The sequence below is a fragment of the Phenylobacterium sp. GW823-FHT02A09 genome (genome assembly GCF_058797775.1).
The window spans coordinates 16,357-37,803 of record NZ_JBXAJZ010000003.1 but is presented as its reverse complement, the minus strand read 5'-3'; the positions used below and the strand labels follow the sequence as shown (position 1 = coordinate 37,803).

21 protein-coding genes are annotated in these 21,447 nt (G+C 69.0%); 6 read left to right on the top strand and 15 right to left on the bottom strand.

Annotated elements, in window-relative coordinates:
- Positions 1-192 precede the first annotated feature (192 nt).
- Complete coding sequence (locus AC1Q87_RS12815; RefSeq protein ID WP_492609320.1) at positions 193-771, top strand: NADPH-dependent FMN reductase; 579 nt, start codon at positions 193-195, stop codon at positions 769-771.
- Here AC1Q87_RS12815 and AC1Q87_RS12810 read toward each other — a convergent pair.
- The 7 genes from AC1Q87_RS12810 to AC1Q87_RS12780 all read right to left on the bottom strand — a co-directional run bounded on the left by AC1Q87_RS12810 (position 768) and on the right by AC1Q87_RS12780 (position 8,993).
- Positions 768-1,715, bottom strand: coding sequence for a DUF5996 family protein (locus tag AC1Q87_RS12810; RefSeq protein ID WP_492609319.1), 948 nt, complete (start codon positions 1,713-1,715; stop codon positions 768-770). The two genes, AC1Q87_RS12815 and AC1Q87_RS12810, sit on opposite strands and share 4 nt — an antisense overlap.
- Positions 1,716-1,726: 11 nt before the next feature.
- Positions 1,727-3,517, bottom strand: a complete 1,791-nt coding sequence (locus AC1Q87_RS12805; protein ID WP_492609318.1) for a M3 family oligoendopeptidase — start codon at positions 3,515-3,517, stop codon at positions 1,727-1,729.
- Between the two features lie 71 nt (positions 3,518-3,588).
- Positions 3,589-5,742 (bottom strand): PQQ-dependent dehydrogenase, methanol/ethanol family, encoded by a 2,154-nt coding sequence (locus AC1Q87_RS12800; protein ID WP_492609317.1) that lies wholly within the window; start codon positions 5,740-5,742, stop codon positions 3,589-3,591.
- Positions 5,743-5,821: 79 nt separating this feature from the next.
- Positions 5,822-6,466, bottom strand: coding sequence for a metal-dependent hydrolase (locus AC1Q87_RS12795; RefSeq protein ID WP_492609316.1), 645 nt, complete (start codon positions 6,464-6,466; stop codon positions 5,822-5,824).
- 93 nt (positions 6,467-6,559) lie between these two features.
- Complete coding sequence (locus AC1Q87_RS12790; protein WP_492609315.1) at positions 6,560-7,321, bottom strand: alpha/beta fold hydrolase; 762 nt, start codon at positions 7,319-7,321, stop codon at positions 6,560-6,562.
- 11 nt (positions 7,322-7,332) lie between these two features.
- Positions 7,333-7,782 (bottom strand): DUF3237 family protein, encoded by a 450-nt coding sequence (locus tag AC1Q87_RS12785; RefSeq protein WP_492609314.1) that lies wholly within the window; start codon positions 7,780-7,782, stop codon positions 7,333-7,335.
- Complete coding sequence (locus AC1Q87_RS12780) at positions 7,779-8,993, bottom strand: flavin-dependent oxidoreductase (protein WP_492609313.1); 1,215 nt, start codon at positions 8,991-8,993, stop codon at positions 7,779-7,781. Before AC1Q87_RS12780 ends, AC1Q87_RS12785 begins: the two co-directional genes overlap by 4 nt.
- 120 nt (positions 8,994-9,113) lie before the next feature.
- Between AC1Q87_RS12780 and AC1Q87_RS12775 the strand changes: the two genes are divergently transcribed.
- Positions 9,114-9,566: a MarR family winged helix-turn-helix transcriptional regulator gene (locus tag AC1Q87_RS12775; protein WP_492609312.1), complete on the top strand. Its 453-nt coding sequence runs from the start codon at positions 9,114-9,116 to the stop codon at positions 9,564-9,566.
- Here AC1Q87_RS12775 and AC1Q87_RS12770 read toward each other — a convergent pair.
- A complete protein-coding gene (locus tag AC1Q87_RS12770) occupies positions 9,563-11,773 on the bottom strand; it encodes a tetratricopeptide repeat protein (protein ID WP_492609311.1) in 2,211 nt (736 codons plus the stop codon). The two genes, AC1Q87_RS12775 and AC1Q87_RS12770, sit on opposite strands and share 4 nt — an antisense overlap.
- Positions 11,774-12,013: 240 nt before the next feature.
- Here AC1Q87_RS12770 and AC1Q87_RS12765 point away from each other — a divergent pair, with 240 nt between their 5' ends.
- Positions 12,014-13,507, top strand: a complete 1,494-nt coding sequence (locus AC1Q87_RS12765; RefSeq protein ID WP_492609310.1) for a sigma-54-dependent transcriptional regulator — start codon at positions 12,014-12,016, stop codon at positions 13,505-13,507.
- Positions 13,508-13,636: 129 nt separating this feature from the next.
- On the opposite strand, the gene AC1Q87_RS12760 is transcribed toward AC1Q87_RS12765, so the two are convergent.
- Positions 13,637-13,939: a hypothetical protein gene (locus AC1Q87_RS12760; protein WP_492609309.1), complete on the bottom strand. Its 303-nt coding sequence runs from the start codon at positions 13,937-13,939 to the stop codon at positions 13,637-13,639.
- A complete protein-coding gene (gene gapR, locus AC1Q87_RS12755) occupies positions 13,936-14,202 on the bottom strand; it encodes a nucleoid-associated protein GapR (protein ID WP_492609308.1) in 267 nt (88 codons plus the stop codon). Before gapR ends, AC1Q87_RS12760 begins: the two co-directional genes overlap by 4 nt.
- A 134-nt stretch (positions 14,203-14,336) precedes the next feature.
- On the opposite strand from gapR, the gene folE reads away from it, so the two are divergent.
- Complete coding sequence (gene folE, locus AC1Q87_RS12750) at positions 14,337-14,921, top strand: GTP cyclohydrolase I FolE (protein WP_436059919.1); 585 nt, start codon at positions 14,337-14,339, stop codon at positions 14,919-14,921.
- On the opposite strand, the gene AC1Q87_RS12745 is transcribed toward folE, so the two are convergent.
- The 4 genes from AC1Q87_RS12745 to ykgO form a co-directional block, all read right to left on the bottom strand.
- The gene (locus tag AC1Q87_RS12745) at positions 14,908-15,567 is read right to left on the bottom strand and encodes a TetR/AcrR family transcriptional regulator (protein WP_492609307.1); all 660 of its coding nucleotides are present in this window, start codon (positions 15,565-15,567) and stop codon (positions 14,908-14,910) included. The genes folE and AC1Q87_RS12745 overlap by 14 nt on opposite strands.
- 25 nt (positions 15,568-15,592) lie before the next feature.
- Positions 15,593-16,801, bottom strand: coding sequence for a serine hydrolase domain-containing protein (locus AC1Q87_RS12740; protein ID WP_492609306.1), 1,209 nt, complete (start codon positions 16,799-16,801; stop codon positions 15,593-15,595).
- A 106-nt stretch (positions 16,802-16,907) separates the two neighbouring features.
- The gene (locus AC1Q87_RS12735; RefSeq protein WP_492609305.1) at positions 16,908-17,513 is read right to left on the bottom strand and encodes an HAD family hydrolase; all 606 of its coding nucleotides are present in this window, start codon (positions 17,511-17,513) and stop codon (positions 16,908-16,910) included.
- A 10-nt stretch (positions 17,514-17,523) separates the two neighbouring features.
- A complete protein-coding gene (gene ykgO, locus AC1Q87_RS12730; protein WP_056023006.1) occupies positions 17,524-17,649 on the bottom strand; it encodes a type B 50S ribosomal protein L36 in 126 nt (41 codons plus the stop codon).
- Between the two features lie 167 nt (positions 17,650-17,816).
- On the opposite strand from ykgO, the gene AC1Q87_RS12725 reads away from it, so the two are divergent.
- Positions 17,817-19,100 (top strand): lytic murein transglycosylase, encoded by a 1,284-nt coding sequence (locus tag AC1Q87_RS12725; RefSeq protein WP_492609304.1) that lies wholly within the window; start codon positions 17,817-17,819, stop codon positions 19,098-19,100.
- 10 nt (positions 19,101-19,110) lie between these two features.
- Here the strand turns inward: AC1Q87_RS12725 and AC1Q87_RS12720 are convergent, their stop codons facing one another.
- Positions 19,111-20,436 (bottom strand): MFS transporter, encoded by a 1,326-nt coding sequence (locus tag AC1Q87_RS12720; protein WP_492609303.1) that lies wholly within the window; start codon positions 20,434-20,436, stop codon positions 19,111-19,113.
- Between the two features lie 124 nt (positions 20,437-20,560).
- Between AC1Q87_RS12720 and motA the strand changes: the two genes are divergently transcribed.
- Positions 20,561-21,430, top strand: coding sequence for a flagellar motor stator protein MotA (motA, locus tag AC1Q87_RS12715; RefSeq protein WP_183776976.1), 870 nt, complete (start codon positions 20,561-20,563; stop codon positions 21,428-21,430).
- Positions 21,431-21,447: the final 17 nt, after the last annotated feature.

Sequence of the window (21,447 nt, the reverse complement as noted above, 5' to 3'; positions counted from 1 at the left end):
GGTGATCGCCGTTCCGATCTGGCACGGGAAGATGTGTCAGTCGATCAAGTCTGATGCAGGTTTAGCGGACCCTCGCGGGCGGCGATGCCTCGGTGAACTGCAGACCGTGGTTCTGCGATAGTCAGCGGCCGGTTGGTCGTCAAGCCGCAGCAAATCGCAGATAACCGGGGCGACCGTCTTCAAGGAAGTCCCATGACCCAACCGCTCCGCATCGTCGGATTGTCCGGCAGCCTCCGCTCCGGCTCGTTCAACGCCCACCTGCTGCGCGCGGCCGCGCGGGTCGCGCCGGACGGCATGGAGATCGAGGTCGAGACCATCCGCGGCGTGCCGCTCTACGACGGCGACGTCGAGGCGGCCGAGGGCCTCCCGGCGCGGGTCACGGAGCTGAAGGACAAGATCGCCGCGGCCGACGCCCTTTTCCTCGTGACGCCCGAGTACAACAACTCGATCCCCGGCGTGTTCAAGAACGCCATCGACTGGCTGACCCGGCCGGCCAGCGACATTCCCAAGGTGTTCGGCGGCAAGCCGGTGGCCTTCATCGGCGCTTCGCCCGGCGGGTTCGGCACTATCCTCAGCCAGGAGGCCTGGCTGCCGGTTCTGCGCACGCTGGGGACCCAGCCGTGGTTCGGCGGCCGGCTGATGGTCTCGCGCGCCCACAAGGTGTTCGACGAATCCGGCGCGATCCTCGACCCGGCGATCGAAGAGGCGCTGAAGACCTATGTCGCCGGCTTCGGCGGCTTCGTGCGCGAGGTGAAGGCCGGGCGGGGCTAGCAGCGCCGCGGCACGCCGGGCGCGCCGAACGCGCACTCCAGCTCGGACCGCGGCCAGTCTCCTGCGTCCGCCGCGGCCTCGTAGGTCGAGAGCAGGAAGTCGGCCAGCGCCGCGTCAGGGTCCGGCGCTGAGCGCACGGCTTCATAGGGCAAGACGAACTCGCCCAGGCCTTCGTGGAACGCGGCCTGGGCCGGCCGAACCGTCGCCTCACGGAACCTCTTCGGCTCTGGATAGGCGTAGGCGTAGAAGGCCGGAAACTCGACCAGCCCGCCACCCGGCCAGAACCCGGCGCTGGAGACCTCGTGCGAATAGGCCTCGCGCGTGACGGCGTCAGGCAGGTGCGGGATTCCGCCCGGATGCGGGGGCGCCGTGCGCCCCGAGAACCGCGTCACGGCCAGGTCGAACGAGCCCCAGAACAGATGCACTGGACTGACCTTGCCGAGGTATCCCGTGCGGAACTGCTGGAACACCCGCTCGATCTGGATCAGCGCCTGCCAGAGCCGCCAGGCCGCGTCGGGGTCGTAGACCCGGATCGCCGCGTCCTGCAGGAACGGCACCGGGTCGGGAATTTCGTTGGGAACGCCGTTGATCCGCACCGGCGCGCCGGTGCGCGAGAGCATCTCCTCCACCGCCCGGTAGACATGAGCGATGCTCTGGCCGGCCAGCGGGATCTCGCCAAGAAAGCCGTTGCTGGCGCGGCAGCGCAGCAGGTGTTCGACGAAATCGAACTCCAGGTCGAACAACCCGCCGCCATTGGGAACCGGCGAGGTGGTGAGCCCGCGCGGCGAGACATAGAGCGCCACCTGCCAGCCGTGATTGACCCAAGGCGCGCAAGCCGTGCGCGCCTTGCCGACGATCTGGCTCATCAGGTGCAGGGTCTCGAAGGTCGCACGGTCCTTCGCATAGTCGAGGGCGGGCCAAGGATTCGACGTCGCCTCGGCCATGGCCCGCTTCCTCACACCAGGTCGTCGAACTCGTCGACCAACCGTTCCAGCTGGCTCATGCCCGCGGCCCAGAAGGCCTTCTCGCGCGGGTTCAGCCCGAACGGCTTTAGCGCCTCGACATAGGTCCGGGTTCCCCCAGCCGCGAGCAGGTCCTCGTAGAGCGGGGCGAAGGCCTTCGGGTCCTCGCGGCGCTTTTCCATCAGACCGCGCACCAGCAGGTCGCCGAACGCGTAGGCGTAGACGTAGAACGGCGCGTGCACGAAGTGGCTGACATAGGCCCAGTAGTGCTCGTAGCCGGGGTTCAGCTTCACGGCCGGACCGAGGCTCTCGGCCATGACGTCCAGCCAGAGGGCGCTGATGTCCTCGGGCGCCAATTCGCCGTCCTGGCGCATGGCGTGGAAGCCGGTCTCGAAACGGTGGAAGGCGATCTGGCGCACCACCGTGTTGAGGCCGTCCTCGATCTTGCCGGCCAACAGGCCCAGGCGCTCCTGCTTGGAGGCGCCGGCCAGCAGGCGCTCGAACACCAGGCCCTCGCCGAAGATCGAGGCGGTCTCGGCCAGGGTCAGCGGCGTGTCGGCCAGCAGCGTGCCCAGCGGCGCGCACAGCGTCTGGTGCACCGCGTGGCCCAGCTCATGGGCCAGGGTCAGCACGTCGCGGCGCTCGCCCATGTAGTTCATGAACACATAGGGGTGCCGGTTGGCGGTGACCGGGTGCGAATAGGCGCCCGACTGCTTGCCCGGCCGCGGCCGCGCGTCGATCCAGGGGTGAGTGAAGAAGGTCCGGGCGGTGTCGGCGAACTTGGGCGCCAGGTCGGCGAAGCTCTCCAGCACCATGCCGCGGGCCTCGTCCCAGCCGTAGGTGCGGGGCGCGGCGGTGTCGAGCGGGGCGTTCCGGTCCCAGTAGTCGAGGGTCTTGCGGCCCATGACCTTGGCCTTCAGCGCATAGTAGCGGTGGCTGACGGACGGGTAAGCCTCGACCACCGCGTCCTCCAGCGCCTTGACGGCGTCGGCGTCGACCTCGTTGGCCAGGTGCCGCGAGGCGGCTGGGTCGGGATAGCGCCTCCAGCGGTCCTCGACCTGCTTCTCGAAGGCCAGGGTGTTCATCGACAGCGCCAGGATCGGCGTGCGTTCCTCGAGCGCCTTGGCCAAGCCTTGGGCCGCCTGCTTGCGGCGCGCGCCGTCGGGATCGGACAGCCGGTTCAGCGCCTCGGACAGGGTCAGGTTCTCGCGCCCGACCTTGGCGGTCAGCCGGGCGAGTGTCTCGTCGAACAGCCGCGTCCAGTTGGCGACCGCCGGACCGCGGTCGATCAGCAGGCGCTCCAGGTCGGCGGTCAGCTCGTGCGGGCGCGACAGGCGCACGCGGCGCATCCACGGCCGCCAGCGGGCGGCGGGCGGATGGGCCTTGAAGGCCATCTCGATCTCGCTGTCCTCGAGCTGGTTGAGCTCGAGGGTGAAGAACAGGCTGTCGGCGGCGATCTGCGAGGATCGGGCCCGCAGGTCGGCCTCGAATTTGGCCCAGGCCGGGTCGTCGCGCGCCACCGAGGCCGACAGCGCCGCGTAGGCGCCCACGCCCCACAAGCCGTTGGTGGCGCTTTCGTAGAGCTGAATGCCGTGGTCGAGCACCTCACCCAGATGCTGCGGATCGGTGCGCAGGGCGGTGAAGCGCCCCTTCAGCTTGACCAGCTCGTCATTGGCCGACTTGGCCGCGGCGAGGTCGGCCTCGATCTTCGGATCCTCGCACCCCGAATACAGGTCGGCGAGATTCCACTCGGGAAGGGTGTCCAGTTTCACGGGAGCGTTCATGCGCCCAGAGATAGCCCCTCGTCGGCGCGGTCGCTAGCGGGGGCGCACCCTGCGGCGCACCCCCATTGAGCCTAGCTCTTGGGCGGAGGACCGCCCTTGGCCGGGGCGGCCGCCGGCGGAGCCGCGGCCGACCCCTGCACCGCACGCGCTTCGGTCAGCACGTAGGCGCGCAGGTCCTCGGCGCCCTTGGCGTCGATGAAGCGGCTGAAGCTGGCCATGCCGCGCTCGGCCAGCGCGCCGTCGATCAGCACCGACTTCCAGCTGTCGGACGACAGCAGCATCTGCGAGCGGCGCAGGTCGGGCAGGTAGGTCCCGGTGGCGTTGGGGCCGTGGCAGACCTGGCAGTTCTGATGGAACAGGGCGAAGCCCCGCTTGGCGTCGCCGGTCGAGCTCACGCCGGTCAGGTCGATCTCGAACTTCTCAGGCCGCACATAGGCCGGAGCCGTCGCCTTGCCGCCCAGCTTGAAGACGAGCAGCCGGCCCGGCAGGCGCGGACGGTCGGGCAGCACGAACGGCGCCGACAGCGCGCCGGCCCCGCCGTAGCCGACCATCTGGGCGACGTACTGCTCGCCGTCGATCTCGTAGGTCATCGGCGCGGCGATCACGCCGTTGTCGGTCTGGTAGGACCAGAGCTTCTTGCCGTCGCTGGCGCTGTAGGCCGCGAACTCGCCCTGGGCCGCGCCCTGGAAGATCAGGCCGCCGCCGGTCGACAGCACGCCGGCGTTCCAGAAATAAGGGTGCTGGATCGTGAACCGCGCCTTTTGGGCGACCGGGTCCCAGGCGATCAGCTCGCCCTTCACCATCGCCTTGAGGGCGGCGATCTGGGCCTTGTCGGTGGGCAGGGCGTTGGCGAGGAAGTCGGTGCCGACGTTCCAGCCGCCGGCGCGGTAGGTGTAGCCCTTGTCCGGGGTGTAGGCGAAGGGGATCACCTGGGCCGGGATGTAGACCAAGTTTTCCTTCGGGTTGAAGGCCATCGGGTGCCAGTTGTGGGCGCCGAACGGCGCGGGCACCTGCAGCGACGGCGCGTTTTCGTAGCGCACGCCCGGGTTCTCGATCGGGCGGCCGGTGGCGGGATCCACGCCCTTGGCCCAGGTGATCGGCACATAGGGCTTGGCCGAGATCAGCTGGCCGTTGGTGCGGTCGAGGACATAGAAGAAGCCGTTCTTCGGCGCCTGCATCAGCACCTTTCGCGGCGTACCTCCCACATTCATGTCAGCCAGGATGATGTGCTGGGTCGCGGTGTAGTCCCAGCTCTCGCCCGGCGTCGTCTGATAGTGCCAGACGTACTCGCCGGTGTCGGGCTTGAGCGCCAGGATCGAGGACAGGAAGAGGTTGTCGCCCTTGCCGTCCGAACGCTTCACATGGTTCCAGGGCGTGCCGTTGCCGACCCCTGCATAGAGGAGGTCGAGCTGCGGATCGTAGGCCATGGCGTCCCAGACGGTGCCGCCGCCGCCGGTGGCCTTCCAGCCTTCGCCGAACCAGGTGGCCGCGCCCTTCTCCTTCATGACCTTGTCGGAGGCGGCGTTGTCCGGCTGACCGTTGGGATTGGGCGTGGTGAAGAAGCGCCAGGCCAGCTTGCCGTCGTTGGCGTTGTAGGCCGACAGATAGCCGCGCACGCCGTACTCGCCGCCGCCGTTGCCGATCAGCACCTTGTCCTTGATGACCCGCGGGGCGCCGGTGATCGTATAGGGGCGCGAGGTGTCGGTGGTCTGCACCGACCAGACCTCCTTGCCGGTCGCCGCATCAAGGGCGATCAGCCGGCCGTCGAGCGCGCCGACATAGACCTTGCCCTTCCAGACCGCGACGCCGCGGTTGACCACGTCGCAGCAGGCGTCGAAGCCCTTCTTGCCGTCGACCTTGGGGTCGAACGACCACTTGAGCGCCCCGGTCTTGGCGTCGAACGCAAACACTTTGGACCACGAGGTGGTGGTGTAGAGCGTGCCGTCGACGACGATCGGCGTCGCTTCCTGGCCGCGGTCGGTGTCGAACTCGTACATCCAGGCCAGACCCAGCTGGCCAACGTTGCTGGCGTTGATCTTGTCGAGCGGGCTGTGGCGCTGCTCGTCATAGGTCCGGCCGTAGGAGAGCCACTCGCCGTTGCCCGCGGCTGCGGCGATGCGGTCGCCGTCGACATTGCCGGACTTGGCCGTCGTCTCGGCCTTCTGACCGCATGCGGCCAAGACCGCCGCCACGGCGATGACCGCCGCCAGCTCCAAGCTCTTCATAGGTCGCCTCCCAGCAGCCGTCATCACGCGGCCGTTAGGCGGGACTATGCGCCGATGATTTCGGGGGGCAAGGGCGCCGCTAGGTCAGCTTGCGCGGCCGATCCAGGGCGAACGCGATGAGCCCGACGACCAGGTAGACGGCCAGGGCCGTGGCGCCCAATCCGGCGGCGTCGCCATCGCCCGGCATGACCATGGCGATGATCTGCACCGCGAGCAGGATGGTCACGAAGACCAGCACCGGCCAGAGCGTGCGCCCCTGGCGTCCGCGCACGAAGGCCCAGGCCGCCGCGCCCAGACCGAGCAGGCCGATCTCCACGGCCTGCTCGGGGACAGGATAGTTCCAGAGCCCGAAGCCGACCTTGCTGCCGCCGAACCACAGCTCGAGGTCCGGCCGGTGCACCAGGAGGTCGGTCAGCCAGTGGGAGAACACCACCAACGCGATGGCGATCGCCGCCCCCCAGGGCAGCCGCGCGGCTCGCGCCAGCAGCAGGCCCGCCAGCGACCACAGCACCACCGCCGGCAGGCTGTGGGTGAAGGGCATGTGGTAGAGGTCGAGCGCGCTGCCCGGCAGGCTGGGATCGATGCGCACCTTCTCCACGCCGGCCATGACCAGCGCGCCCCAGCCGATGTCGATGGCCTGGGCGGCGATCACATAGGTCCAGAGCGGGGCGCGCGGCTCGATGGCCTTGGCGGCGAGGGAAGCGGCGTAGTGGCCGACGAACATGGCGCGTGGCTCCGGTGGACCAGGCCGCCAAGGTCGAGCTTGGCGGCTCGTCGCGCAACCACGCAAATCCAAACCCCAGCCATTCGAAAACGGCTAGGCGAGGAACTCCACCAGCGCCGCGGCGAACTGCGGGGCGGCCACGACGCTGCGGTGGTCGCCCGGCGCGATCCGCACCTGTGCGCCGTCGATCGCGGCCGCCAGCCGTTCGGGCCGCGCGGCCAGCGGATCGTTGTCGCCCGCCAGCACCAGGGTCTGGGCCTTGATGTCCTCCAGGGGAATGCGGCTGGCGTGGACCACCTGGGCCTGGGCGGCCAGGGCCTTGCGATCGGCGCCGGTGGCGTCGGCCAGCTGACGGAAGCCGCGGGCGGCGGGCGGGATCTCGGCCGGATCGTCGGCCAGCAGGGCTTTGACGATGTCGCGGTTGTCGACCACGCGGGTGTCGACGCCGCCCTGGGCGAGGATGCCGTCGCCGACCCCGCCGATGACCAGGCGGCGGATGCGCGGTTCGCGCGCGCCCGCGATCAGCGAGACGATGGCGCCCATCGAGTAACCGACCAGGTCGAACTCCGAGAAGCCCAGCTGGTCGATCAGCTCGGAGACGTCCCGCGCCATGCGATCCTCGCCGTAGAAGGCCGGATCGTGCGGCTTGTCGGACTCACCATGGCCGCGCGCGTCGATGGCGATCACTCGGCGGCCGGCGGCGGTCAGGGCGGCGATGACGCCGGCTCCGAGCCAGTTGAGCTTGGCGTTGGCCCCAAAGCCGTGGTGCAGCACCACCGGCGGCCCCGCCAGTTCCGCGCCCCACTCATGCCAGATGATCCCGACCCCGTCGGAAGTCTCGAACCGCTCGCCCATCGTCCTGTCCCCTATCCGATTTCGTAGACGCTCAGCCGCACCCGATCGGCGGCGCGGTCGCCGACCGCGACGGCCAGCAGCCGGTTCAGCCGCTCCAGCCCCGGCGCGGCGGTGCGCAGCCGCACCGACGTGCGGAAATAGTAGCTGGCCGGATCGACCGCCTCGCCGCGGGCCAGCGCCGCCAGCACCTCCGGCGGGCCGTGACGCAGACCTTCCGAGCGGACCTCGACGGTCCCCTGCCCGGCGATGTCGAGGACGTAGTGGGCGGCGATGTCCATGCGCCCGTCCGGCCACAGGGTCTGCCAATCGCCGCCGCCCGGCAGCACCACTCCGTCCAGCCCCCCGCCGACGGTTCCGCCGATGATCGGGATGAAGCGCCGGCCGTGCGACGAGGCGTCGACCGAGACCGGGGCCCCGACCAGGACCTCCAGCATCATCAGCGGCGAGAGTTCCGGCGTCATGCTTGCATCTCCTTGGGGCGCAGTCCGGTCAGCGCCTTGTAGCGGGCGGCGATGGCCTCCAGCTCGCCGGCCGCGAACACGTCCTCGATGCGCTCAAATCCCTGCGGCGCGCGCTCGTGGGCCAGCTGCATGCACTGTTCGGGGCCATTGCCGCGATTGGCGACGACGATGGCGGCGGTCGGCGCGAGGCGCGCCTCTTCGTAGGCGGCCAGGCCGCTCGCAGCGTCGGGTGCGGCGGCCAGGGCCCGGGCCAGGGCACGCGCGTCGAGGATCGCCTGGCTCGCCCCGTTGGAGCCGATCGGGTACATCGGATGGGCGGCGTCGCCGAGCAGGGTGACCGCGCCGTGCGTCCAGCGCAGCAGCGGATCGCGGTCGACCATCGGATATTCGAAGACCGCCTGCGCGCCGGTGATCAGGCCGGGCACGTCCAGCCAGTCGAAGCGCCAGTCCTCGAACTGCGGCAGGAAATCCTCCAGCGCCCCGCGCCGGTTCCAGTCCTCGCGGCGCAGCCGTTGGGGCAGGCTGAGCTCGGCGATCCAGTTGATCAGCTGGCGCCCGTCGGCCTGCACCGGACCGATCGGATAGGCGACGAACTTCTGGTCCTGCCAACCGGCCATGATCATCGTCGCGCCGGTCAGGAAGGGCGTGGCCAGGGTCGTGGCGCGCCAGAGCGTGCGGCCCGAATAGACGGGCGGCCCCTCCTGCGGAAACCAGGCCGCCCGCGCCGTCGAATGGATGCCGTCGGCGGCGATCAGGACGTCGCCTTGCGCCGCATGTTCGTCGCCCGAGGCCGAGACAAAGGTCGCTGCGCCGTCCTGGGTGAAGCGCGCAAGTCGCCGATCGCACACGACCCCGTCCGGCCCCAGGCGCTCACGCGCCGCCTCCAGCAGCACCGACTGCAGGACGCCGCGCGGCAGCGACAGCTGCGGCGTCGCATACCCGGCGAAGCGGCCCCGGGGCTCGCCCCAGATGCGTTGGCCCAGGCGGTTGAAATAGACCAGCTCGCGCGTCGCCACGGCCTGGGCCGCCAGCGCATCCATCAGGCCGAGCTCGGCGAGCACGTCGCCGGCATGGGGCAGAAGATTGATGCCGACGCCGAGCGGCAGCACCTGCGGGACGGCCTCGAAGACGGTGACGTCATGCCCGTCGGCGTGGAGCGCCAGGGCGGCGGCCAGACCGCCGATGCCGGCGCCGGCTATGATCGCTTTCATCGTCGCCTCCCTGGCGTACGCATTCCGCGCCCGGATATTGTTATGCACCATAACAATATAGATTTCGACTTCAATGCCCCGCCGCGAACGGCGATGAACGCAGGGCGTGGAGGCGATGCGATGAGCGAACGGTTCGAACCGCGGCGGCCAGGCGTCGACTATGGGGTGCTGGACGAACTGATCGGCTATGGCCTGCGCCGAGCGCAGATCCGTATGACCGAGGCCTTCGACGCCCGCCTTGGGCCCGAAGGCGTCACCACCCAGCGCTTCTCGGCCCTGGTGCTGATCGACGCCAATCCAGGGCTCAAGCAGACCGAGCTGGCGGCGATCATGGGCATCGCCCGCTCCGGCGCCCTGGCGATCGTCGACGCCCTGGCCGCGCAGGACCTGATCGAGCGCCGGCCGGTCCCGGGCGACGGCCGCGCCCACGCGCTGCACCTGACCGACCACGGGCGCACGCGGCTGCCGAAGATCGTGGATCTGGTGCGTGCGCACGACCGCGACCTGACCGAAGGGTTCACGCCTGACGAGGTCGCGACCCTGCGCGCATTGCTGGAGCGCATCCGCACCTAGGAGCGGCGCGGCGGCGGGCCGACCGGCGGAGCGCTGGACTGCAGAGCCTCGCGCATCTGGCGATTGTCGGCCTCGACCTCGCGGATCATCGCGCGAAAGCGCGGGTCGCCGCGGATCGGCGCCATCATCGGATAGGCGTCCAGCCGGGTGAACAGGTCGAGGTCGTAGAGCGAGCGGTAGCCGCTATCGATCGCCGCGCGCAGCTCGGCCAAAGCGCGGTCGCGATCCTCCAGCATCACATAGGCCTTCACCCGCGCAATCCGCCGCCCGTTGGGCTGGCGCAGGCCGGGCTTGGGCTCGGTGGCCGCCAGCATGGCCAGCAGGATGCGCCGGGCCTGTCCCTTGTCGCCGGTGCGGTCGATCACATAGGCCGCGTCGACCGCTTCGTTGGCCAGGCGCGTGGAGACCTTGGGCGAAGGCGCGAAGAGCTCGGGCGACATCACCAGCCACTCGGCCCGCGCCTGGTCGTACTGCCCCAGTTGCGACGAGGCGAGCGCCAGCCCGCTGTGCCAGAGCGGATCGGCCTCCGGCTCGGCCAGCTTGGCGCGCGACAGGGTCGCCAGGCCGTTGAAGTCCCCGGCGATGATCAGGCGGACAGCCTGGGCCACCGGCCCCACCACCGGGTGGTCGGTCCACGGCGTCAAGGCGCGGTCGGCCTCGGCCGGCAGACCCAGGTTGAAATAGAGGTTGGCGAGCTGGATCGACGAGGCCGGATCCGTCTGCGGCTCGGCCGCCATCCGGTACCAGACCACCGCCTGGTCCAGGCGTCCCTGCTCGATCAACACGTCGCCGAGCTGTTCCTTGGCGTCGATGAACTCGGGGAACAGCTCGATATTGGCGCGCAGTCGTTGTTCGGCCTCGTCGAGACGGCCGGTGGCGGCGAGGGAGCCGGCCAGGGCGTTGTTGGCGATGCGGTCGAGGGGATCGATCTCCAGCGCGCGCCGCAGATAGGTCACCGCCTCCTGCGGCCGCCGGGCTGCGAGAAAGTCGCCATAGAGGCTGAGGGCTTCCGGATCGCGCGGGGCCAGATCGACGGCGCGCTTGTAGGCGGTCTCGGCGTCGACCTCGGCCTGGGCCGAACCTTCGCGAATGAAGCGGATCGCCGCGACCATCCCCTTGGCGATGTAGGCGGACGAGGATTGCGGATCGATCTCCAGCGCCTTGGCGATCTGTTCCTCGGCGCTGCGCACCGCTGGGCTGAAGTCGCCCTCCAGGTGGTTCTGGGCCAGATAAGCGGTGGTGTAGGCGTAGGCGGCGCGGACGTCGGCGTTGCCCGGCTCCATGTCGATCAGCCGCCGATAGATCGCCTGGGCGGCCATCACATGGTCCTTGCCGCGGCGGCGCAACTGGCCCTTGGCGACAACCTCCAGGCGATAGGCTTCCGGATCGCGCTGCGCCTGGCGCGCGACCGCCGCCTCGCCGCCGCCGGCGCGCAGCTCGACCTTGAGCGCGGTGGCCACGCCGTCGGCGATCTCGGTCTGGATCGCGAAGGCGTCGTTCATCGGCCGGTCGTAGGTCTCCGACCACAGGTGAAAGCCGTTCTTGACGCTGACCAGCTGGCAGGTGACCCGCAGGCGGTCGCCCGAACGCCGCACGCTGCCCTCGACCACGTGGGCGACGTTGAGCTTCTTGCCGATCTCGCGGATGTCCTCGTTCTTGCCCTTGAAATAGAAGGCCGAGGTCCGGCCCGCGACCTTGAGATCCGGCACCTGGGCCAGGCTGTTGGTGACCTCCTCGGTCAGACCGTCGGCGAAATACTCGGCGTCCTTGGCGGCGCTGAAGTTGGCGAACGGCAGCACCGCCACCGACTTGCTGGGCGCGGCCGTCAGGCCGGGCCCCTCACCGCCGCGCAGCGAACCGGCCAGGCCGATGGCGCTGGCCACGAAGATCACCACGCCGGCGCCGATCGCGGCGAGCGCGGTCCAATCCATCCAGTTCATGCGCTTGGGGGCATCGCCGCCCGTGGCCCGCGTGCGCCGGATGGTCCCGTCGGGTCCCAGCTCGAACGCCCAGGTCAGCATCAGGGTCAGCGGCAGGCCGACGGCCAGCAGCAGCAGGGTGCCGACCGACAGCCACTTGGGCAGTTCGAAGGTTTCGAACACCGTCCTGGCGACCTGGAACACGCCCCAGGCGGTGACCGTGTAGACCCCGGCCACCCGCACGACGTTGCGCGTCTTCAGTTCGTTCAGGAAGGTGCGAAGGTTCAACTCAGCCCACTCCTACCCACTCACGAGTACGCGTCAGACGAGTCCCAGAAGAAGCTGAACACAGAACCGGGTTATTCGGAAGTCGGGAGCTGGAACACGGCCATCGGGCCGTTAACCCCCGACTCAGGACTCCGAAACCCGGCCTTTACCCCGCCCATGTATCAATCCGAGGCAACAAGAGCCTCGTTCGACCAAGCCATCGGCGAAACGAGCGTCCGATTCCAGGTGTGGGTGTTTCAAATGACCAAGACGGTCCTCGTCGTCGATGACGACCCGACGCAACGCCGGCTGATCCAGGCCGTGCTGGAACGCGAAGGCTTCGCCGTGGCCCACGCCGAGAACGGCGATGCGGCGATCGCGCGCCTGCAGTCGGGCGCCTCGACGGACATCGTTCTGCTCGACCTCGTCATGCCCGGCATGAGCGGCCAGGACACGCTGAAGGAGATGCGCGCGCGCAACTTCGCTCAGCCGGTGATCGTGCTGACCGCCACCGGCGGCATCGACACGGTCGTCCAGGCCATGCAGGCCGGCGCCAGCGACTTCTTCATCAAGCCGGCCAGCCCCGAGCGGATCATCGTCTCGATCCGCAACGCGCTGTCGATGGGCGCGCTGAAGGGCGAGGTGGACCGGCTGAAGAAGCACGCCACCGGACGCACCAGCTTCGCCGACATGGTCGGCAACTCGCCGGCCATGACCATGGTCAAGCGCATGGGCGAGCGGGCGGCCAAGTCGTCGATCCCGATCCTGATCACCGGCGAAAGCGGGGTGGGCAAGGAAGTGATCGCCCGCGCCGTGCACGGCTCGTCCGACCGCGCCGGCAAGCCGTTCGTTGCCGTAAACTGCGGCGCCCTGCCCGAGAACCTGGTCGAGAGCATCCTGTTCGGCCACGAGAAGGGCAGCTTCACCGGCGCCACCGACAAGCACCTGGGCAAGTTCCAGGAGGCCAACGGCGGCACCCTGTTCCTCGACGAGGTCGGCGAACTGCCGCTCGACATGCAGGTCAAGCTGCTGCGCGCCCTGCAGGAGAGCGAGATCGATCCGATCGGCTCCAAGCGCTCGATCAAGGTCGACGTGCGGATCGTCTCGGCGACCAACCGCGATCCGGCCCAGGCCGTGAAGGAAGGGCTGTTCCGCGAGGACCTGTTCTATCGCCTCAACGTCTTCCCGATCGAGGCCCCGGCCCTGCGCGAACGCCGCGAGGACATCCCGGCCCTGCTCGACCACTTCATCCGCCGCTTCAACGTCGAAGAGGGCAAGAGCGTGGTCGGCGCCTCGGCCGAGACCCTGGCCTTCCTGACCAGCTACGACTGGCCGGGCAACGTGCGTCAGCTGGAGAACTCGGTCTATCGCGCCATCGTGCTGGCCGATGCGCCTTATCTGCAGCCGTTCGACTTCCCGTCCATCTCGGGCGTCGCCGCGCCGCCGCCGGAAGCGGTCGAGGCGGTCGCCAGCCAGCGGCCGATCAGCCTGCCGACCGCCGAACAGCTGGTCGCCGAGATGCCGGCCGACGCGCCGGTCCGCATCCTCGACCACCGCGGCCATCTGCGGACGCTGGAAGAGATCGAGCGCGACCTGATCGCGCTGGCCATCGAGATCTATGCCGGCCACATGAGCGAGGTGGCCCGCCGCCTCGGCATCGGCCGCTCGACCCTCTACCGCAAGGTCCGCGAGCAGGGCCTGGAAGACGCGGTCAAGGGCGCCGGCGGCGAGGACGACGCCACCGCGGTGGCTTAGGGACGATTCAATTCCTCCCCTTCTGGGGGAGGTGGCGCGCGACGCGCGACGGAGGGGGCCTGCTGCGTCAGCAATCCCCTCAGTCCGCCATTCGGCGGACAGCTCCCCCAGCGGGGGAGCAATTAGGCATCAATCTTCCGAATAAGGCTTGGGTCGCCGCCGGAAGGGCGTCTTCTCGCCCTTCGCCTTGGCGGCGATCTCCTTGAGCTTCACGGTCTGCATGACCGAGAGCGCCTCGCCCGCGCCGCCCTTTTCGGGATCGCCGAAGGCGCGGCCGTAGGTCTTCACGCGGTCCTCGACGGAGCCGAGGAACTCCCCCTCCCAATCGGAAAGCTCGACCTCCGCGCGTTCGGCCTGGCGGCGAACGCGCTTGAGGGCGTTGAGCGCAGCCCGCTTGGCCTGCGCCTTCCGGTCTGGCGGGGCTCGCTTCAAATCTCTCCCATCGCCGAGAGGTAGAGGTCGAGGATCGCTTCTTCCTCGAGCCGCTTGGCGCGGTCCTGCTTACGGATGCGGACCACCTTGCGCAGGATCTTGACGTCGAAGCCGTTGCCCTTGGCCTCGGCGAAGACCTCTTTGATCTGCTCGGCGATCTCGGTCTTCTCCTGCTCGAGGCGCTCAATGCGCTCGATGATGCTCTTGAGCTGGCCCTGGGCGGCCTGGTTCAGGATGTCGCCGTGGGAATTGTCTTCGGACATGGGCTTAAGCGTCTCACAGCTCGAGGTTTGCGGAAAGGCGGCGGAAACTAGCGGCGAGACCGCCGCCTGTCATCCGCCCTGCTGAACCTTCGCCTTGGCCGACCGTTGAGACGGATCGACGCGGAGTTTTCGCCATGCCCCATTCACGCACCCGCCCGAGCCGCAGCGACGCCGAGGCCGCGGTCCGCACGCTGATCGAGTGGGCCGGCGACGATCCCGACCGCGAGGGCCTGCTGGACACTCCCGGCCGGGTGGTCCGCGCCTACGAGGAGCTGTTCTCCGGCTACGAGAGCGACCCGCGCGAATATCTGGAACGCACCTTCGAGGAGGTGGCCGGCTACGACGAGCTGGTGGTGCTGCGCGACATCCGGGTGGTCAGCTTCTGCGAGCACCACATGCTGCCCTTCCTGGGCAAGGCGCATGTCGGCTACCTGCCGTCCGACCGCGTGGTCGGAATCTCCAAGCTGGCGCGGGTGGTCCACGGCTTCGCCCGGCGGCTGCAGATCCAGGAGAAGCTGACCTCCGAGATCGCCGGCGCCATCCACGACATCCTGCAGCCGCGGGGCGTGGGCGTGGTCATCGTCTCCGAGCACAGCTGCATGACCATGCGCGGGGTGAACACCCCCGGCTCGCGCCTGACCACCAGCAGCCTGACCGGGGTGATCCGCGACGACCCGCGCACCCGCCAGGAATTCCTCGAGTTCGTCAGGAACGGCTGAACCGCCGGGCCGCGTAGGGCGGCGACGGCGGCGTCCCGCCCTCGAGCGCCGGGGCCAGCAGCGCGATCACCGTCTCGACCAGCCGCTCGACGCCCTGCGGCAGCCGCTGCTGAGCGACCGTCCAGTACCGCCAGGTCGTGGAGTCCAGATAGTAGGCGTAGATCGCCAGGTCGAAGAGCGCCTCGTCCGGCCAGGTGGAGCCGAACCGCTTCAGCTGGATCACGACGCCGTCGGCCATCTCCTGGGCGTGAACCGGCTCGACCTCGGCCAGGCGTGGGAAGTGGTCGAACGCCGCGCTCATCGACAGGCCGTAGCCGACCGCCTCCTCGCGCTCCTTGATCTGGCGGATCCAGCGCCGGAAGAACGCCCGCCAGTCGGTCTCGCCGTCGTCCTGGGCCTCGCGCGCCTCGCCGCGGATTTCGGCCAGCCGCGCCTCGTAGAGGGCCAGGACGATCGCCTCCTTGTTCGGGAAGTACTGGTAGATCGAGCCGACCGAGACCCCCGACTCCGCGGCGATCGCCGGGGTGGTCAGGGCGGCCGGCCCGTCGCGGTTGAGGATCGCCTGGGTGGCGTCCAGAACCCGCTGGATGCGGGCCTTGGCGCGCGCCTGAGTCGGCAGCTTTCGAGGGGTGAGAGTCGTGCTCATCGCCCCTCTCCTAGCACGCCGCCGCTCACTGCGCCTGGGACTGCGCCCGCATGCTGGCGCTCAGCGCGTCGAACATGGCGAAGGTCTCCAGCGCCATCGGATCGTCCCAGGCCGCGGTCCATGCGCTGGTCTTCACCACCACCAGGTCGAGCTCCGGATTGACCATCAGGAACTGGCCGTAGATGCCCTCGCCGGTGAAGGCGCGGTCCGGTCCCGGGATCAGCCACCACTGGTAGCCGTAGCCCAGCGGCCCGTCACCGAGCTTGCCGTACTGCACCTGCGGGCGCTGCGGCTGGGTGGCCAGCGCGATCCAACCCTTGGGCAGCACCTGACGGCCGTCGACGACGCCGTCATGGGCGGCGAGGTAGCCGAAGCGGGCGTAGTCGCGCAGCCGGATCAGCAGGCCGCCGGCGGCGACCTCGCGGCCGGCGTCGCCTGGCTGGTCGAGGATCCAGCGGGCCTCGGCCTCGGCGCCCATCGGCTTCCAGAGCTTCTCGGTCATGTAGTCGGCAGGCCGCACGCCGGTGGCCTTGGTCAGCAGCGCGCCGAGGATCTCGGTGTCGGCGCTGGCGTAGTTGAACTTGGCGCCCGGCGCGCGGGCCGACTTGAACTGGCGCGAATAGTCGTAGAGCCCGCCCTGGTTGGCGTCGAAGCGGCCGAGGAAGCCGGCGATCCCCGACTTGGCGCTGGTGTACTCCTCGTCGAACGCGGTGCCCGACGACATCTCCAGCACGTCCTTGATGGTGGTCTTCTCGTAGGCCCCGCCCTTCAGATCGGGCAGGTAGTCGATCATGCGATCGTCGAGACTGCGGATCTTGCCCTCGGCCAGCGCGATGCCGATCAGGGTCGAGACGAACGACTTGCCGACCGAGAACGAGACGAACCGGCTGTCGGGCGAGGCGCCCATGTAATAGCGCTCGTGCAGGATCTGGTCGCCGCGCAGGATCAGCAGGCCGCTGGTGCGGGTGGCCGCGGCGAAGTCCTCCAGGGTCTTGGTCTTGCCCTGATAGGTGTAGGTGAAGGCCAGCGGCGCGGTCGGTTCCTTCAGCGCCATCGGCGTCGCGGCCGGCGCGATCCGCCGCGAGGGGAACAGCTCCTCCATGTTGTGGAAGGCGCCGGGCGCATTCGCCGGCTGTCCCCAAGTCCCGCGCACCCCGACGCTGTCCTGCGCCCCGGCCGCCCCGGCCGTCGTCAAGGCCAGCGCCATCGCACCCGCCGCCAACATCCTGCTCATCGCCTTCCCCTTGTGTCGCGCAGGCCCTGCCGGCCTCGCTTTATACAAATGTGAACTAACATTCGTATATTTGGCAAGAGGGTGTCGGGTCAGGCCGGCGCTGGCGCTATAGGAGGCCGCGGGCCTCCAGGGCCGGACGAACGTCGGCCGGGTCGGTGAAGTGATGGACGTCGAAGCCGAACGCGCGGGCGCTGGCGATGTTGGCCGCCGAGTCGTCGAAGAACAGCACGTCGGCGGGTTCCAACCCGAACTGGTCGCAAGCCCGCGCGTAGAACGCCGGATCCGGCTTCAGCAGCCCGACGTGGGCCGAGACCACATAGTCGGCCAGCCGCTTGAAGGCCGGGCTCATGGCCACCGTGCCGGGAAAGGTCTCATGCGACATGTTGGTCACGCCGTACTGCGCCACGCCCGCGGCGTGCAGCGCCTCGATCGCCGCCTCGGTCTCGGGGATGGGGCCCGAGAACATGTCCCACCACCGGGTCTCCCAGGCGTGGATCGCGTCGGCGTATTCTGGGAACTGCTCGAGCAGCGGCGCGCGGTTGTCTTCGAACGTCACCCCGAGATCGTGGGCGACGTGCCATGTCATGTTGCAGACATGAGAAAGGAACCGGTCGCATTCGGCCGGTTCCTTGAAAATCTCTTGGTAAAGCGTGCGCGGATTCCAGCGCACGATCACATTACCGATGTCCCAGAGGACGGCCTTGGGAGCCATCCTCGTCGCCTCAGCCTTGCTTGGCTTTGAAGCGCGGGTCGGTCTTGTTGATGACGTAGACCACGCCCTTGCGACGCACGAGCTTGCAGTCGCGGTGGCGAGTCTTGAGCGACTTAAGCGAGCTTCTGACCTTCATGGACCTATCTCAAGGCTCCGGACCGGGTCCGGCGGGGTTATCTACAGAGCGGGCGCGTATACGGGCCGGGGCTCGAAGAGTCAACGCTGCAGCCGCATCGAGATAGTCGCAGCCCCCTCGCGGCCTTGTGATTGAGGCCTGCCCGGGGCACGGCTAGGTTGCTCCTTATGGACCGTCGCCTGTTTCTTGTCTTGCTCCTCGCCGGCTGCGCCGGTCCCGCCCCGCCGCCGCCGACGCACGCCCCGCCGCCAACCCCGCCCCAGGCTCCGCCCGCGACCCAGCCGGCCGCGCCCGCGCCGACCACAACGTCCGGCGACGCCGGCTATGACGCCTGGCGCAGCGACTTCCGCGGCCGCGCGATCGCCGCCGGGCTGCCGGCGACGCTGGTGGACCGCGAGATGGCCGGTCTGACGCCCAATCCGCGGATCATCAGCCTCGACTCGGCCCAGCCCGAGTTCTCCAAGCCGATCGGCGACTACGTGAAGGGCGTGATCAGCGCCGACCGCATCGCCCGCGGCCAGCGCTACCGCAACGACCTGCCGTTCTGGCCGGGGATCGAACAGCGCTTCGGCGTCCCGCGCGACATCCTCATCGCCGTCTGGGCCATGGAGAGCGCCTTCGGGGCCGTGCAGGGGGATTTCGACGTCGTCCGCTCGATGTCCAGCCTGGCCTATCACGGCCGCCGCCGCGCCTGGGCCGAGGGCGAGCTGATCGCGACCCTGAAGATCATCCAGTCGGGCGAGGCCAGCCGCGCCCAGCTCAAGGGCTCCTGGGCCGGCGCCATGGGTCAGACCCAGTTCCTGCCCTCCAACTACATCTCGACCGCCGTCGACGGCGACGGCGACGGCCGGCGCGACATCTGGGGCTCGCCCAACGACGCCCTGGCCTCGGCCGCCAACTTGCTGGCTAAGGGCGGCTGGGTCCGCGACCAGGCGTGGGCGCGCGAAGTCGTGCTGCCAGCCGGCTTCGACTACAGCCTGACCGAGGGCCCCAAGGAGGCGCCGCCCTACTGGGAAGCCCTGGGCGTCAGGCCGGCCGACGGCGGCCCCTGGAAGGCCGCCGAGCAGGCCCCAGCGCAGCTGGTCGCCCCGGCCGGCGCGAGCGGCCCGATCTTCCTGCTGTTCCCGAACCATTTCGCGATCCGCAAGTACAACAACTCCACGGCCTACGCCCTGGGCATCGGCCTGCTGGCCGACGCCTTCGCGGGCGGCGCGCCGCTGGTGAAGCCCTGGCCGGTCGAGACGCCGCTGGCGATCAGCGACCGCATCGGGGCGCAGACCGCCCTGGCCAAGCTCGGCTTCAATCCGGGCTCGCCGGACGGGGTGGTCGGGGTCAACACGCGTACGGCGCTGCGGGCCTGGCAGAAGTCGCGCGGCCTGATCGCCGACGGCTACCTGTCGATGGAGATGGTGCGACGGCTGAACGTCGAGGCCGGCGCGCTGCCGAACTGAGGACGGGGGCCTAGACCCCGCCCTCGTCGCTCTTTTCCAGGGTCGCCATCGCCGCGTCGGCGCGGGTGGCCGGCTGGGGATGGGCGTTGCGCAGCTGCTCGTTCCGGAACGCGTAGATCAGCATCAGCACCATCAGCCCGCCGCAGAGGATGAACGGCGCCGGGGCGATCCGCTCGTAGAGCCAGACGAAGAACGGGGCGAGCACCACGTTCACCCCGTTCACCGCGGCGATGGCCCCGGCGACGCGCGCCTGCTCGTGCATGCCGACCGCCAGCGACGAGCCGGCGGTGAAGCCAGGCCGCGCCAACCCGAAGCCGAGGCTGGAGATCGCATAGCCGGCCACGACCGCCCCGTAGGTCGGCTGGAAGGCGACGATGACGTTGCCGAGGGCGGCGACCGCCACGCCCCAGCGCAGCAGCTGGCGCGGGGTCATCTCGAACATCCGGATAATGCCCCACTGGGCGAGCAGTCCGGCCATGGCGCCGAACATCATGGCGATGGCGATGAAGCCCTGCGCCTGCAGCGGCGACAGTTGGAGTTTGTCGATGATCAGGAAGCCGAGGGTCTGGCCCTGGGCCGTCTGGCAGACCGCGACGATGAACCCATAGATCAGGAACGGTGTGACCCGCGGGTCGCGCCACATCGGCTTTTCTTTGGTCCCGTCACCGCCGGTGGCGTCCTTGGCGACCGCGGCTTTCACCGGCGCGACCGGCATGTGCTTGCTTTCCGGCAGGAACTTCCAGACCACGAACAGCATCGCTCCGGCCAGCAGGGCGAAGCCAAGCATTGGCCCTGACAGCCCGACGAACGGCAGCACGAACAGCGGCGCGACGAACGGCCCGATGACGGTGCCCAGACCGAACGCGCCGGCCAGGCTGGACATCGATTGGGTGCGTTTTTCCGGGGGCGTGTGTTCGGCCACATAGGCCTGGGTCGCCGGATTGGACGCCGCCCCGAAGAGGCCGAACAGCGCCCGCGCGAACAGGAAGAGCACGAAGATCACCATCGGCGCCGCCAGCTTGTGCAGCCCCGCCATCACCACCAGGGCGCAGGCGATCATCGAGAACATGAACCCGGAAAGCCCGATCAGCATGAGCGGCTTGCGACCATGACGGTCCGAAGCGCGCGCCCACCAGGGCGAGGAAAACGCCCAGAGCAAAGCCGAGAGGGAGAAGATCGCCGCCACCATCGGATCGGGGATGCCGATCGATCGTCCGATCGCCGGCAGCACCGAGATCATCCCGGTGTTCCCCATGGCGGTCACCAGCGACACGCCGAAAATAATGGCGAACGTCTTCTTGGGCAGGCCTTCCTGCTCTTCGGCGGACTTGGGCATGGAAGGGCTGTTAAGCCGCGCCGACGGGATGCGCAAACCTCAAAGCGCACAAGGGCCGCGCACACCGGGCATTAAGCATTAACGGCCATGCTCCGCCTGAATTCCGCGGGGACTGCGTCTTCCTATGTTTCAGATTATCGGCATCGTGCTGCTCTTCGCGCTGGTGTTCGGCAGCTACATCATCTCGGGCGGCAACATGGGCGTGATCATGCACGCCCTGCCCCACGAAATGATGGCCATCGGGGGCGCGGGCGTCGCGGCCTTCCTGATCTCGAACTCGGTTCCCGTGATCAAGGGCTCGCTGGGCGGGTTCGGCAAGGTGTTCGCCGGCCCCAAGTGGAAGGCTTCGGACTATCGCGACCTGCTGTCGCTGCTGTTCCTACTGACCAAGACCATGAAATCCAAGGGCGTCATCGCCCTGGAAAGCCACATCGAAAATCCGAAGGAGAGCACGATCTTCTCGCGCTTCCCGAAGATCATGAAGGACCACTTCGCCATCGACTTCATCTGCGACACCCTGCGGATGATGACCATGAACCTCGAAGACCCGCACCAGGTCGAGGACGCCATGGAAAAGCAGTTGGAGAAGCACCACCACGAGGCGCTGGCCCCGGCCGGCGCGCTGCAGAACCTGGCCGACGCCCTGCCCGCCCTCGGCATCGTCGCCGCCGTGCTCGGGGTCATCAAGACCATGGGCTCGATCACCGAGCCGCCGGAAGTTCTCGGCGGCATGATCGGCGGCGCGCTCGTCGGCACCTTCCTCGGCGTGTTCCTCGCCTACGGCCTGGTCGGCCCGATCGCCGCCCGCCTGAAGGAGATCACCGAGGAGGAAGGCTCCTTCTACAAGATCATCCAGTCGGTGCTGGTCGCCCACCTGCACGGCAACGCCGCGCAGATCTCGGTCGAAATCGGCCGCGGCAGCGTGCCCAGCGGCGCGCAGCCGAGCTTCCTGGAACTGGAAGAAGCGCTGTCAGCGATCCCGGCCGAAGCGTAAGGCCTGTTCTCCCTCCC

What these genes read in the sequence shown, in the direction of transcription:
- AC1Q87_RS12795 (WP_492609316.1), bottom strand. Translation starts at nt 6,466, where the DNA reads ATGTTCGTCGGCCACTACGCCGCTTCCCTCGCCGCCAAGGCCATCGAG.
- motA (WP_183776976.1), top strand. Translation starts at nt 20,561, where the DNA reads ATGTTTCAGATTATCGGCATCGTGCTGCTCTTCGCGCTGGTGTTCGGC.
- ykgO (WP_056023006.1), bottom strand. Translation starts at nt 17,649, where the DNA reads ATGAAGGTCAGAAGCTCGCTTAAGTCGCTCAAGACTCGCCACCGCGAC.
- AC1Q87_RS12780 (WP_492609313.1), bottom strand. Translation starts at nt 8,993, where the DNA reads ATGAAAGCGATCATAGCCGGCGCCGGCATCGGCGGTCTGGCCGCCGCC.
- AC1Q87_RS12790 (WP_492609315.1), bottom strand. Translation starts at nt 7,321, where the DNA reads ATGGGCGAGCGGTTCGAGACTTCCGACGGGGTCGGGATCATCTGGCAT.
- AC1Q87_RS12805 (WP_492609318.1), bottom strand. Translation starts at nt 3,517, where the DNA reads ATGAACGCTCCCGTGAAACTGGACACCCTTCCCGAGTGGAATCTCGCC.
- AC1Q87_RS12745 (WP_492609307.1), bottom strand. Translation starts at nt 15,567, where the DNA reads ATGAGCACGACTCTCACCCCTCGAAAGCTGCCGACTCAGGCGCGCGCC.
- AC1Q87_RS12740 (WP_492609306.1), bottom strand. Translation starts at nt 16,801, where the DNA reads ATGAGCAGGATGTTGGCGGCGGGTGCGATGGCGCTGGCCTTGACGACG.
- AC1Q87_RS12785 (WP_492609314.1), bottom strand. Translation starts at nt 7,782, where the DNA reads ATGACGCCGGAACTCTCGCCGCTGATGATGCTGGAGGTCCTGGTCGGG.
- AC1Q87_RS12775 (WP_492609312.1), top strand. Translation starts at nt 9,114, where the DNA reads ATGAGCGAACGGTTCGAACCGCGGCGGCCAGGCGTCGACTATGGGGTG.
- AC1Q87_RS12810 (WP_492609319.1), bottom strand. Translation starts at nt 1,715, where the DNA reads ATGGCCGAGGCGACGTCGAATCCTTGGCCCGCCCTCGACTATGCGAAG.
- gapR (WP_492609308.1), bottom strand. Translation starts at nt 14,202, where the DNA reads ATGTCCGAAGACAATTCCCACGGCGACATCCTGAACCAGGCCGCCCAG.
- AC1Q87_RS12735 (WP_492609305.1), bottom strand. Translation starts at nt 17,513, where the DNA reads ATGGCTCCCAAGGCCGTCCTCTGGGACATCGGTAATGTGATCGTGCGC.
- AC1Q87_RS12815 (WP_492609320.1), top strand. Translation starts at nt 193, where the DNA reads ATGACCCAACCGCTCCGCATCGTCGGATTGTCCGGCAGCCTCCGCTCC.
- folE (WP_436059919.1), top strand. Translation starts at nt 14,337, where the DNA reads ATGCCCCATTCACGCACCCGCCCGAGCCGCAGCGACGCCGAGGCCGCG.
- AC1Q87_RS12720 (WP_492609303.1), bottom strand. Translation starts at nt 20,436, where the DNA reads ATGCCCAAGTCCGCCGAAGAGCAGGAAGGCCTGCCCAAGAAGACGTTC.
- AC1Q87_RS12800 (WP_492609317.1), bottom strand. Translation starts at nt 5,742, where the DNA reads ATGAAGAGCTTGGAGCTGGCGGCGGTCATCGCCGTGGCGGCGGTCTTG.
- AC1Q87_RS12765 (WP_492609310.1), top strand. Translation starts at nt 12,014, where the DNA reads ATGACCAAGACGGTCCTCGTCGTCGATGACGACCCGACGCAACGCCGG.
- AC1Q87_RS12725 (WP_492609304.1), top strand. Translation starts at nt 17,817, where the DNA reads ATGGACCGTCGCCTGTTTCTTGTCTTGCTCCTCGCCGGCTGCGCCGGT.